The 12,999-nt window shown below is 47.4% G+C and carries 11 protein-coding genes; 5 read left to right on the plus strand and 6 right to left on the minus strand.

What is annotated here, in order from left to right; all coding sequences use genetic code 11:
- The first annotated feature begins 102 nt into the window (after positions 1 to 102).
- Complete coding sequence (locus VIS94_02430) at positions 103 to 735, plus strand: class I SAM-dependent methyltransferase (protein ID HEY9159927.1); 633 nt, start codon at positions 103 to 105, stop codon at positions 733 to 735.
- Between the two features lie 271 nt (positions 736 to 1,006).
- Here the strand turns inward: VIS94_02430 and VIS94_02435 are convergent, their stop codons facing one another.
- Positions 1,007 to 1,642 (minus strand): hypothetical protein, encoded by a 636-nt coding sequence (locus VIS94_02435; GenBank protein ID HEY9159928.1) that lies wholly within the window; start codon positions 1,640 to 1,642, stop codon positions 1,007 to 1,009.
- Positions 1,643 to 2,028: 386 nt separating this feature from the next.
- Between VIS94_02435 and VIS94_02440 the strand changes: the two genes are divergently transcribed.
- Together VIS94_02440 and VIS94_02445 are read left to right on the plus strand one after the other, a co-directional pair.
- On the plus strand, positions 2,029 to 3,519 hold the full coding sequence (locus VIS94_02440; protein HEY9159929.1) for a glycoside hydrolase: 1,491 nt from the start codon (positions 2,029 to 2,031) through the stop codon (positions 3,517 to 3,519).
- Positions 3,520 to 3,571: 52 nt separating this feature from the next.
- Entirely contained in the window at positions 3,572 to 4,360 is a 789-nt protein-coding gene (locus VIS94_02445) for an acetoacetate decarboxylase family protein (GenBank protein ID HEY9159930.1), read from the plus strand.
- Positions 4,361 to 4,652: 292 nt separating this feature from the next.
- On the opposite strand, the gene VIS94_02450 is transcribed toward VIS94_02445, so the two are convergent.
- Genes VIS94_02450 through VIS94_02470 form a run of 5 tightly spaced genes read right to left on the minus strand, consistent with a single transcriptional unit; the run spans position 4,653 to position 10,073 of the window.
- Positions 4,653 to 6,239 (minus strand): radical SAM protein, encoded by a 1,587-nt coding sequence (locus tag VIS94_02450; GenBank protein HEY9159931.1) that lies wholly within the window; start codon positions 6,237 to 6,239, stop codon positions 4,653 to 4,655.
- Positions 6,239 to 6,961: an acyltransferase gene (locus tag VIS94_02455; protein HEY9159932.1), complete on the minus strand. Its 723-nt coding sequence runs from the start codon at positions 6,959 to 6,961 to the stop codon at positions 6,239 to 6,241. Before VIS94_02455 ends, VIS94_02450 begins: the two co-directional genes overlap by 1 nt.
- 8 nt (positions 6,962 to 6,969) lie before the next feature.
- Entirely contained in the window at positions 6,970 to 8,082 is a 1,113-nt protein-coding gene (locus VIS94_02460; protein ID HEY9159933.1) for a phenyltransferase domain-containing protein, read from the minus strand.
- Position 8,083: 1 nt separating this feature from the next.
- Positions 8,084 to 8,797, minus strand: coding sequence for a methyltransferase domain-containing protein (locus VIS94_02465; protein HEY9159934.1), 714 nt, complete (start codon positions 8,795 to 8,797; stop codon positions 8,084 to 8,086).
- Positions 8,784 to 10,073, minus strand: a complete 1,290-nt coding sequence (locus tag VIS94_02470; protein ID HEY9159935.1) for a glycosyltransferase family 4 protein — start codon at positions 10,071 to 10,073, stop codon at positions 8,784 to 8,786. The genes VIS94_02465 and VIS94_02470 overlap by 14 nt, the downstream gene beginning before the upstream one ends.
- Before the next feature lie 217 nt (positions 10,074 to 10,290).
- Between VIS94_02470 and VIS94_02475 the strand changes: the two genes are divergently transcribed.
- Together VIS94_02475 and VIS94_02480 are read left to right on the plus strand one after the other, a co-directional pair.
- Entirely contained in the window at positions 10,291 to 11,310 is a 1,020-nt protein-coding gene (locus VIS94_02475; GenBank protein ID HEY9159936.1) for an omptin family outer membrane protease, read from the plus strand.
- A gap of 30 nt (positions 11,311 to 11,340) precedes the next feature.
- Positions 11,341 to 12,945 (plus strand): YbhB/YbcL family Raf kinase inhibitor-like protein, encoded by a 1,605-nt coding sequence (locus tag VIS94_02480; GenBank protein HEY9159937.1) that lies wholly within the window; start codon positions 11,341 to 11,343, stop codon positions 12,943 to 12,945.
- The last annotated feature ends 54 nt before the right edge of the window (positions 12,946 to 12,999 follow it).

Raw genomic sequence — 12,999 nt, forward strand, 5'->3', positions numbered from 1 at the left:
TGCATGGAAACATCTGAGCGCAGGCGGGGAAATTTCTCTATTCATGGATCGTCAAAGGCTTTTTCCTTGACTTTGTTTTTCACGGTTGTTTAGAGGGGGGATATGAAAATTAATGACATTCCCGAATTGCCCGTTAAAGGATTCATGCCTCATGACGAAGGTCTCAGGCTTTACGAATTAGCAAAGGATGCAAGCAGTTTCGGCGCCTGCCTTGAGATTGGAAGCTATTGCGGCAAGTCTGCACTCTACCTCGGCCTTGGATGCAGGGAAAGTTCAGGCATCCTTTTCTCAATAGACCACCACAGGGGCTCTGAAGAGCAGCAGCCGGGCCAGGAATATCATGACGCGGAACTTCTTGATGATAAATCAGGGAAGATCGACACTTTCAGATTTTTCAGGCAGACACTTGAAATCGCCGGGCTAGAAGACACGGTTGTCCCGATTGTATCGAAATCGGCTGTTGCGGCCCGGATGTGGTCAACACCGCTTTCCCTGGTTTTCATCGACGGTTCACACGCCTTTGAATCCGCCCTTGTCGACTACATATCCTGGTCCTCGCATATCATGCCAGGCGGCTATCTTCTCATGCATGACATATTCGAAGACCCGAAAGACGGCGGACAGGCCCCGTATGAGGTATATAAAATAGCCGCTCAATCAGGCCTCTTCCGTGAACTTAAGAGAACAGGGTCGCTCAGGGTTCTCAAACGGCTTATACCCGGAGAGATTAAATAGACCCGCTTATCTTTTCGATTTTCAGGAGCCAAGAAGGACGTTCTTCGGATATTCGGTATTGGTTTTCTGGATGATGTTCAATTTCTCGATGTAGGATGTCTTATCGTCTTGTCCACTGATATGCAGTGAAAACCATCCGAGCAAGACTGTAAAGATTGGCACGTTATATTTACCTTCAGCTGATAACAAAAAATGAATATTCCAAGAAATATTGAAAGATGCATTGGACCCTTTTAATATCAGTCAGAGCACAAGGCCCGAACCTGAGGAGTTACTTGCGGTATGTCCCCCCGGAGTCGATATATTTCTTAACCGATGCCAGCGACTTGCTGACACCGCTTTTCTTGAATATATCTTCTATGAATTTCGGGACATTTTTAACGCTGACGTTGCTGCCGTACCGGGCAAGCGTCCTGCCCCGTCCGTATGGATAGAACCTGTAAAAGCCTCGCAGATCTGCAAGATCGTTTTTGAAGTCGGGATCCAGGCCCCAGTAGAAGTAGTAATCGGGTTTGTCGAAATGGTGAATGACCCTGAAGGTCTGTGTAATGAAGAGCGCCCTGACCCTGAATTCGATTTTGTCCTCAAGCTGGGCTTTTGTGATGACCCTGCTCATCTCAAGCTCCTTGAGATATTTGTACTGGTCTTCCGTATGATAGAACAGGTTCCAGGTCTCCTCCGGTGAACGGTCGAAGACTATTGCCGCCTCTATCAGCCCGGACTGCTCATCCGGTGAGGTTGCTGTGAGGGTAAACACCGTCTTCCCCCGTGCAAGCTCCTGCTTCTGAGCCTCGCTTAAGCCTGCCATGCCGTCTGGACCGAAATCGGGCATTGCAGCGTTGATACATTCCGGGATGAATGCAAGAAAAACCACCAGAAGAAACACCATCCTTTTAATCTTCATCATTTCGCATCCCTCTAATCCACAGGAAAGGCAATTAATTCATTTTAAAAAATACACTAAAAACAAGCGGCTCTCCAGCTAATTACAGTAAGCATATTGACTTGAAGGTAATTCAGGATACTTTTTAATTCATTTCCCTGATATTAATGATGAGCAAGTTGATCGTCACCGACGAAGCCAATAATATTAGAATGGGATGACAATCAGTGCTTCAATTACCGGCAGACAGTTCTTGAAAGGCCTCTGCCAGATTGATTCATCTGAAATGAGTAGATTTTTCTAATAGAACATGGCCGGATCATGACAATTGATACCGGCTTTTATATCAAATGCATGAAATCTTGTCCTGTTGGGGGCAAGCGGAAAAATATCAGGCCGGGGGGAATATTATGAAGCACCGTTTTATCAGGCAGCTGCAATTGACGGTCTTTATGACATTTATGATTTTGTCGGGCTGCAACGATGGAGCAGTAACCATAAATACAGAAAAGGAACTGCAGACCATGGACGGTTTCGGCGCCTCTGGCGCATGGTGGGCCCAATATGTCGGCACGTGGGATGACGATGTCCGCAATCATATTGCAAAACTCCTCTTCGACCGTACCGAAGGCATCGGCATGTCAGTATACAGATACAATATCGGGGGAGGCCTGCCTGCCGCAGGCATATGGGATACCTGGCGCCAGACAGAAACATTCGAGGTATCGAAAGGAGTATATGACTGGTCGCGTGATGCAGGCGGAGTGTGGTTTCTGAAACAGGCCCAAGCATACGGCGTCGAGAACCTTCTGGCCTTCGTCAACAGCCCGCCTGCCCGCATGACGGTATCGGGACTGACTACAGGACAGGACCTCCCGGTAGAGGGAGATATCGACCCCGGGGCAAAGGCACTGATACAGGACATCATGATGACAGCATTAACCCCAGACTCGATATGGCGCAGCCCCTGGTCAAACCTGCGTCCTGACATGGTGGATGACTATTCCGCATATCTCGTGGATGTTCTTGATCATCTCAGAAACCATGAAGGAATCCCCGTAGGATGGATAAGCCCCATCAATGAGCCTCAATGGGCCTGGCGGGGCGGACAGGAAGGCTGCCACTACACGCCTGATGAGTGCATGGAGGTCATGCGCTCGCTCATGCAGGCGATAGATGCCTCAGGCATGCCTGTAAAAATAAGCGGTGTCGAGTCCGGCTCCTGGTTCTCAGCCGATTTGTACCTGAACGCTCTTATGTCCGACCCTTATATTGCTGCCGGATTAGACAGCTTTTGCGTCCATTCGTACGGACCGGAAATCGTCACTCCTTTGAAAAAGCCGCTTGCCTGCCTGGTAAAAACAAAGTGTCCAGGGACAAAGCTCTGGCAGACGGAATGGTGCGAGATGGTTGGCGGCCGCGACACAGGCATGGATTCCGCCCTTGTCATGGCAGATCTGATGCACGAAGACCTGACTTTAGGCAATGTAGCATCATGGCAGCTCTGGATAGCGGTCTCAAAATACGACTTCCATGACGGCCTGATATATGTCGATGAGAACACGCATTCAGTGACCGAGACCAAGCGCCTCTGGGCAATGGGAAACTTCAGCAGGTTTGTGAGGCCGGGCTTTGTGCGTGTACCGGCCCTTTCCAGTGCCCCCGGCCTCAAAACGACGGCCTTCCGCTCAGCCGACGGGGAAAAAATAGTGCTTGTTGCAATCAATGATGGAACCAAATCTCTTGAGATGCGGCTGCCGGTGCTTGCAGAATATACAAAAATGGATGCATACGAAACTTCGGAAATCCATAATCTGGATCTGCTTTTCAGTTCCGGCCAGCAGAATAAATATATTTTCCCCGGAAGGAGCATCACAACACTTGTCTTTGAAAAAGAATGAATGAATTTCATAAAGACTTAAAATTTGAATTAAAGAAATTACGGAGGTAACGATGAAGAGCATAAAAACTCTAATCCTGTTGGGCATACTCATAATAACCGCATCAGGCTGTGCATGGCAGAAGAAGAACATTGAGGCCACAGGCGTTTTTCACGAATTTCATGGAATCTATACGATGGTGGAGCCTGCCGACCTCGATCTTTACCGTGAACTGCTCCCCGCTCCTCTGGAAATGCCTGATAAACCTGTGGTGTCGCTGTTCGTAGTGGATTATACCGAAGTCCATCCCTGGCCCATGACACCTTATCTTGAGGGCGCCGTCTTCCTGCGCGCCAAATACAAGGGACAGGAAGGCTGGCACTGCAAGACCATGCCGGTTAACAAATGGGTTCCCAACAAGGGAGGCCGTGCCCTGGGCTTCCCGAAGTATGTTACCAAGACCGTCTCTCTTGACCCCGATGGTGATAGATGGAAGGGCGAAGTCAAGGACAAGGGCCGGCTCAAGCTGTTACTGGAGTTTACACCCGGGCTCACACGCGAACTTATTCCCCAGGAGGCAGCCATATTGGAAGCAGGTCCGGGAAAAGCCCTGGCCGACCCGGTATTCCTGTTCGTACCGCCGGATGAGGGCACTCATTTCCAGAAGGTGGAGATGGTAAACGTGGTTCAGCCTCTCTGGTCTGCATCGCCTGGCATGGTCAGAATCACGATCGGGCCTGATGAGCCCTGGGCAGGCCTGGTTGCACCGGGCGCAGTCTCACCCGGATTCTTCGCAGAGTTCAAGGGTGCAGCCAACCTGGTGCCGACAAAACTGACAGAGATAAAAAAAATAAAACAATGAAGGTTCATGAAGATGATTTCTGGATGAAATCAAAACATATTTCTTTCAAAACAATATATCAAAATGATTGTTTACCGCGAGAGGCATGAAGGACACGAAGAAAACACTTTCAAATCGCCGTGGTTTCATTCCATTTGTTTCTCTTCGTGACTTTCGTGTTCTTCGTGGTTCATATCTTTAGAAGTAATTCGTAATAATCACACTTAAGCGTATACTGGATAGAGTTATCGCGACATCAAGATTTTCTGCCGATGACAAAAAGTGCTGCCGCAGGTCAAAATTTCAGAAAGTACTAGATCTCCGGCGGGTAGTCCGAAAATTTGTTGAAAGTCCAGAACCACTGAGTGCCGGCCGGGGTGCTGCTCGATTTGATAAAACCCTTCTCAATCAATGAATCGAGCGTCTTGAATGTCAGCTCCGGATCAGTATCCGTCGCTTTTGCAATCCTTGCCGAAAGGTTTTCGATGCTGCCGTTTCCGCTATCGAACCCTCCCATCTCTTCAATCAGGTCGCCGTTAAGCATCTTGAAGACCAGGTTCATGCGTCTGTGCCCCACAACCCTGAGCCATTCGTAATCCGTTGAAATGCCTTCATTTACACGGCGGACAACCTCTTTCCATATCTCCTCATGTACATACAGATGCTCGTTCATGAAATTTTCAATATCTTTTGGCGTCAGCGCCGAGGTTTTTACGATGGCATGGTTCGCATCATAAAGATCAAAATCATCGGTCAATATCTCCACATCGAACTTCTCGGTCTCTTCCCAGATCGTCGTCCCGGGGAAAGGGGCCAGAAGGTGATAGCCATAGTCTATGCCTAGGCTTTCCGCGAATGTCTTGGTATCATTAATGCTTTCATGCGTCTCACCGGGAAGCCCGATGACAAAAGACGCATGCGGCGTAACTCCTGTCTTCCTGCAGGCCTCGACCGCCTTTCTCGCCTGCTCGAGCGTTATGCCTTTTTTAATTCGCTTGAGCATCTCAGTATTGCCGGTCTCGATGCCGAAGCTGACTGTGTCACAGCCTGTTTCTTTCATCATGGAAAGAACCTCTTCATCGACCGTGTTGACACGGGAAAAGGCAGTCCATGTGAATTTGATACCGCGCTTTTTTATCTCGTCACAGAATATTCTTACCCTGTCCTTGTTCGATGTGAACAAGTCGTCAGCGATATTGATGCGGGTAAAGCCGTAGGAAAGGATCTCTTCGACTTCGTCAACCACCAGTTTCGGAGACCGGTAACGCACCTTGTAGCCGACCATTCTCCTTCCAAGGCAGAATATGCACTGGTTCGGACAGCCGCGGCTGGTTATGATGCTGACAGGAAATCCCAGCGCCTGGTAGCGGTTCATGGGAAGGAGATGCCTTGCCGGTTTAGGAAGCGTATCAAGGTCATGAATCAGTTCGCGCCTGCCGGTGAAAATAACCTCGCCGTCCTTTCTGAATGCTATGCCTGCGACATGCTCCCATTTCGACCGGTTGTGGATTACCGGCAGAAGCTCTTTCAGCGTTTCCTCTCCCTCACCTATCACGATGAGGTCGATCTCGGGATATTTATTGAGCGTATTTGCAGCGTCAAATGACACATGCGGCCCGCCCATCATGGTAATCACATCGGGATTATGCCTTTTCGCATCCTGCATTATTGCAGCCGCACCCTTGAAATTCATGGTCACGGAATTTGCGCCGATGACATCAGGTCTGAATGCATCCATTTCATAAGCAAGCTTTTCAGGAGAATATTTTCTTACGATATAATCAAGTATCGTGACATCTGCACCCGCCTCTTCACAGGCAGCAGCAACATAACAAACGCCGAGAGGTGGAGACGGCGCTTCTTCAAGCGGATAAGGTGATGCTACAATAGCTACTCTCATCAGTCTCCCCTTTTTGGAAATGCCATGGACCTGATCCAGCCCAATATCGAATTATTCTTCAGCATCTTTCTGTCAAGTTCGTCATGTTCCATTTCAAGCCTTTCCCTGTCAGAGAACCAGTGTGAACGTTTGTGCATATCTTTTTTTGTATCGATATCCCTGACTTTTTTTGCAGGATTCCCCGCCGCAATGCAATTGGCCGGAATATCTTTCGTAACAACGGACCCTGCGCCTATAACGCTGTTATCTCCTATCGTAACGCCCTTGCAGACAGTCACGCTGTCGCCGATCCATACATTGTTGCCGATAATTACCGGTGAGGTGGTACCCATCGATGTCACCCTGTCATATATACCATGCCAGTCGGAATCGGTTATATATGCCTTGCCTGCAATCATGCAGTCATCGCCTATCACCACCCTGTTCGCTGAGCTTATCCTTACCCCGGGGCATATTAGGCAATAGTCGCCTATAGTAATACTTCCCATGCCTTTATTTTCCGGCCAGACGGTAAGCCTTACCGTGTAGTCCGGGGCGGATATTACATTGACGCATTCCCCTATCCTTATCGGTCCGCCGAATATATGGACATTCCATGGTTTCATGAAAGTATAGCCGTCTCCGAGATATTCAAGCTGGGGTTTTATAAAACGCTCGACATAAAAATCCCTGAACCAGAGATCGAGCTTCTTGATGTAATAGGGTCTGTGATCCTTAATCAACTTTGAACCTAGCCTCTCATTTCGGCTGCATAGTCAGAACTTTCCATTCTGAGGCTTTCTCCCATAAACAGGCTCCTGCGGCGTTGCGGCATGCTTGCGCTTTCCCAGAATGAATGATCGAATATATGAGAACCTGCGGTAATGCCGGTAAGGGCGTCATGTGCCATCATGACAACCGCATTTGTCCACGTTATCTTGTCCTCGGGCCAGATGACGCCGTCGGGGAATGTCACTCCACACCAGTATGTGCCGTCGTCAAAGCGCTTATCGCTTATCCATGAGAATACATTTGCTGCCAGATCGGGCTTCCCCATCCCTGCAAGTGCAATTGTGAGTTCTGATGTCTCGGCCATCGTAACCCAGGGCCTGTCGGAAACGCATCTGATACCGAGTCCTTCAACGGCAAAGGTGTCCCAAGATTTTTCAATTCGCTTGATTGCCTGAAGCCCTGTCATGGCCCCTGACAGAACCGGATAATACCAGTCCATGGAAAATCTGGCCTTTTCACTGTTGAACAGATGCGGTCTGAAACGTATGGCATCCCTTAGTCTCACAATAGCTTTTTCCCATTGCGGCCTGTTTTTGCCAAGGATATAGGCGATTGCAAGCGCACACCTGATACTTAAAAAGATGGAACTGGAACCCGTGAGCAGCGCCATGGTATCAACTTTGTCTTCCGAATTTTTCGCCCAGTATATTTCTCCGCCAGGGGCCTGCATGCCCAGCGAAAAGTCGATCCCCCTGTTCACTGTATCCCACATGCTTAAAAGGAACTGCTTGTCTCTGGTAATCAGGTAGTGATGGAATACACCCACAGCAATATAAGAGGACATGTTCGATTCCTTTGTCCTGTCCTCGGGTTCACCGTTTTTGTAAGCGGAATACCAGCTCCCGTCCGTGTTCTGAAAATCGGCCATCCATTCATAAGCCCTTCTGGCCTCATCAATCGACCCTGCTATGGAAAGTCCCATCGCCGATTCGACATGATCCCAGGGGTCTGTTTTCCCGCCTTCATGCCATGGAATTTCCCCAGTGGGAAGCTGCAGATTCAGGATTGAATCCGCCAGCAGATTCATATCGACTGCATGACCGTTAATCGCCTTTAATATCTCAACACCCATACTACTCACCTTTCGTCAGATAAAGAACGACGCTCTTGGCAATTACAGGATTAAGCATCCTGTCCAGAAACCTGGTCAGAAAAGGCTTCTTCATAATGTCCCATACAAGAAACTTGTGGTAAAGCCTTACAGGCCATGCCTTATCATTCTTGTGGCCGACGAGGCACTTTATCCACCAGTACGGACTGTGGAGCGCGTGCGCCCAGCCTGAACCAACCAGTTTTGCCCCTGCATCCTCCAGCATTTTGATAAGTTCATTCCTTTTGTATATCCGTATATGCCCGCCCTTTTCATTATGGTACTCGTATGAAAGGGCCCAGCATATCTTTTCGGGAAAATAACGCGGCACACTCACTACAAGAGACTTCCCGGTTTTTAATACCCTTAATATCTCGCTTATGGCCTTTTCATGCTCAGGTATGTGTTCAAGCACTTCAGAGCAGATCACGCAATCAAATGAGGCATCGGCAAAGGGCAGATTCGTTATGTCGCTTAAAGAGACATGCCCGATTCCGCCCCCGTCTTCACCTTCATGTCGCATTATTTTAAGGGTGTTCTTGGCCTTGGTTGCATCCTCCCTGTTCATATCTATTCCAACTACATGGACATTTTTATATCTGAAGGCTTCGCTGAGATGACGACCTCCTCCGCAACCGGCATCAAGAACCCATGAGCCGGGTGAAAGGTCAAGCCTTCGGTAATCAACTGTCAGCATATATTGCCTCTTTATAGACATTTGCAGTAGCCAGTGCCGTATTTTCCCAGGTGAAGTTTCTTATTACTCTTTCATAACCGGCCTTTGCAAGTTTATGGCACATGCCGGGATTGTCTAGCAGAGTTATTATCGCTTTTTCAAGTGCGGAATCATCGGCAGGAGGAACAAGCAGTCCGGCATCCCCCACAACTTCAGGCAATGCTCCGCCGGTTGTGCTTATAACAGGAACCGCACACGCCATTGCCTCGCCTGCAGGAAGCCCAAAACCTTCATATATGGACGGAACAACAGCTATCGTGCTGTTTGCATAGTACCCGGCAAATTCTTCTTCTTCAATACGGCCTGTAAATGTAACAACATCATTTAAATTCAAATCCTTCACAAGCTGTTCAATTGCCCCGCCGGGTTTCGGTTTGCCTATCACCGTCAGATGAATGTTCCTTTTTCTTCGGATTCTGTCCACCGCATGCAAAAGATATTTCAGACCTTTGAGCGGTGTATCGGCGCTGTTTGTTACAATCAGACGGTTTGAAGGTCTTAAATTTCCGGGTATCGGATAGAATATTTCGGTATTTATTCCATTGGGTACCACATTGAAATTTGTGGCATCAACCTTGAAATCGCTGCTTATATCCTTTTTTGACGCCTCCGAAACCGTAATAAAGTGTTCCAGATTTCTTGCTACCCTCTTCTGCATGCCCAGAAAGGAATACCACCGCCATTTCTGGACCTTCCTCAGCATATTAGGCTGAGCACTGACTTCTATATCCCTGTCTTTTGTTATCGGATGATGAATCGTGGTCACCAGAGGCAGCAGCTTTTTAATCCCGAGCATGCCGTATGCCAGACACTGGTTGTCATGGACAACATCATAACGGTTTTTATTCTGCTTAAGGAATGAATATGCCCTGAGACTGAAAGTAAAAGGCTCGGGGAAACCTCCTGAACTGAGGAGCATCCACTCGAGAAGATTTACAGGAGACTTGAGTTCGCTGATCCTGGGCGTCCTGAAAAGGTCATTGGGATTGTACAAATCCAGACTCGGCAGCTTATGTAATATGATATCGTCATCAAGTATCGGATAAGGCTGCCCGGAAGCGACCTCCACGCTATGGCCGAGATCCTTCAGAGCCCTGCTGATTCTTCTTACATAAACGCCCTGTCCGCCTGAAGAAGGATTCCCGCGGTAAGTAAGTATGCATATCCTGAGCGGGGCATCTGATGCCGTGCCCGATCCTGCAATATTCCTGTTTTCTTTTATAGTGTCGGTTTGCATAATTTTCCAATGATTCCCGTAGTTTTAAGAACGTTACCCATATCAATAATACAAGCATAAATCAATGAAAAAGACCTTTAAGATATTTAGTTGGAATCCCGTTTGATAATCAGTTAAAATAATTTATATATAATTAAATTAATCTTAAAGCTTTGAACATTAACTTTCCGATATAAGAGAAAGGGAATAAAGTTCCTCATAAGAGGGGGCGCTGTTTATGAGAAAAGTGACTGTGGTTTATCTGGTTTTTTTACTTATCTTCGGAGTGGCGGGAAAGGCTTTTGCCGATGACCTTGATTTGTTCGGCAATAACGATATCAAGACCTCCAGACAAGATAAAGCCAAAAATCCTTTTGCCGAAAGACCCGATATCAGACTGTCAGCAGGAATCGGATACCTGCAGGGAGAAACCAGTTACCAGATAGGCGGGCATTTTGACAGTCCGCAATACGGTCCTTATGATTACCGGTTTCCGATAAGCGAACTGGACTGGCCGCTGAATGTGGTAATGGGTTCGGTTGACCTCACTGCCAGCTACTGGAGGCTTTCAGGAGCTCTTTCCTATAAAATGAATCTTTCCGATCCGAAACAGAAAATGGAGGATTCTGACTGGGGCGCAATAAGCGGTGATCCTGAAGACCTTATGGATGTATATTCGGAAAGCAGTGTTACCCTTGATGCAAAAATATTCGACGGCAACATAAATTTCGAGTTCCTTAAATATAAAGACTGGGGCATGCAGATAGGCGTGGGTTATCTCTGGCAGGATTTCAGCTATGTTGGAAGCAATGTTGACCAGTGGTATCCTCCATATCCCTCAGAACCTCATTTTTATTATGGCGGAAGGGTTATTGCATACGATGTGACCTATGAAATTCCATATGCTCAGCTTCTGGTTAATTTTAACACAAAAAAATTCAGAGGGGCCCTGGCCTATCAGTATTCCCCGTTCGTGAATGCCGAAGACGAGGACAAGCATCTTCTCAGGTCTAAAGTCGGTAAAGGATACGATAGCGGATATATGAATGCCGTCCGTTTCAACTGCACTTATGATTTTACAAAACATTTTTTTGGAGGTCTCGATCTCAGCTGGAGACAGATTCAGACAACCGGATACCAAAGGCAGCATCAGGAGGCATGTGCGGAAAACAAGTATCAGGAATGGTGGGGAGATATCGACAATGAGATATACAGCGAGCAGAGAGAATGCAAGCTGTCTGCAGGGTTTAAATTTTAATATTAAACGACAGAAAACACCGGAGGTTTTATGATGCATTACTTAAAACTCATAAAATTGTCTTCCTTGATATTATTATTTGCCGGATTCTTCGGAATCGGGTGCGGCCACAGCAGTCCGGATGCAATGATAACAAACGACTCCAACATGTCGCTGTTCAGTTCTGCCTTCAGCAATGCTGGCAGCATACCTGTGACATACTGTTACAATGACGGATCATCAGGCCCTGACTTCAAAAACTACTCGCCGCCTCTTCAGTGGACAGGAACACCTGCCTCCGCTAAAAGCCAGGTAATTCTTGCCTGGTGTGATAATGACGGCTCTTCGAACTGGGTGTTATACATGCCGGGTTCTTCAGCCGCATCCCTTGTTGAAAACGCCTCTGCTTCAGGCAGCCTTCCGGCAGGCAGCATTCAGGGAAAGAACAGGTACGGGACAAACCTGTATGCAGGGCCTTATCCCTATTCGGATGTAGAAAGTTATGATTATGTTTTCGCTGTTTTTGCACTCGACAGCGAACTATCGGTATCTTCTTCAAGCACCATGGCGGATGTCCAGTCAGCCATGAACGGGCACATAATAGGAAGCGGATACATTACAGGCAGCTCGACAAGAATGATCCTTACTTCTAACGGACTTTCAGATGGCGGGGCTATACCCGTGAAATATGCATATTTAACTTCATCTAATTCATTATATTCGTCAGACTACTACAATTATAATTCAAATCCTGATTTCACATGGTCAAACGCTCCTTCAAACACAAGGAGTTTCACCCTTATCGTTGAAGACCAGGATGGAAATACAAACTGGATTGTATATAATATTGCGGCCATTAATACATCCATCCCGGAAGGCAGTGATAATGCACGGCCTAATCCGCCAGGATCCACATTCGGAACAAACGATTACGATATAATTGATTACATTGGCCCCACTCCTGCTTCCGGTCAATTGATGACATACTACTTCAGGCTATATGCGCTTGATACCGTTCTTGACGAGCAGGCTCTCGGTCACGCATACAAAGATCAGATACTGGCTGCCATGCAGGGTCATATAATAAGCGAGGCATCCATTTCAGGCAAATTCATCAGGCTTGAACTGAACAGCACGGGAAGGACATATTCAGATGCCTATCACGAATATATATGGGATAATGATTATTATTACAGGGGAATTTTCAGCAGCATTAATCCGCCTTTTACATGGAACAGTTCGGGCATACCCGCCGGTGCGGTCAGCATGGTCCTTTTAGGTACAAAAATGGTAAACTACAACGTTGCTGATGCTACCAAGACCTGGGTGCTCTATATCCCGCAAATTAATCCTCATTTATACAGTATTACAGAAGGCTGTTCATGGGATCGAGGACTGTTTCCTGGAAACTGGGTACAGGCAATGACTGATCGCAGCAAAGAGAGCGATGCACCAAACTTCGGCTATGACGGTTTTGTCTATTATTCAAACTCCACAGGTCGGCCGCACCCTTACCGCTTCGGACTATACGTTCTCGCATCAACACTGGGAATTACATACAATGATACCTATGACAGCGTAATCGAAGCATTGGAAAGTGCAACGGTATTGAATAAGGCGTTCGCAGGCGGCTATTATCTTAACAGGTTGCCGTAAGAACTTTAAACTATAAAGATTCTGTTCATGAAAACAGCCCGGCGACGGTGATGT

This window comes from Desulfomonilia bacterium, assembly GCA_036567785.1.
In the GTDB taxonomy this organism is placed as follows: Bacteria; Desulfobacterota; Desulfomonilia; order UBA1062; family UBA1062; genus DATCTV01.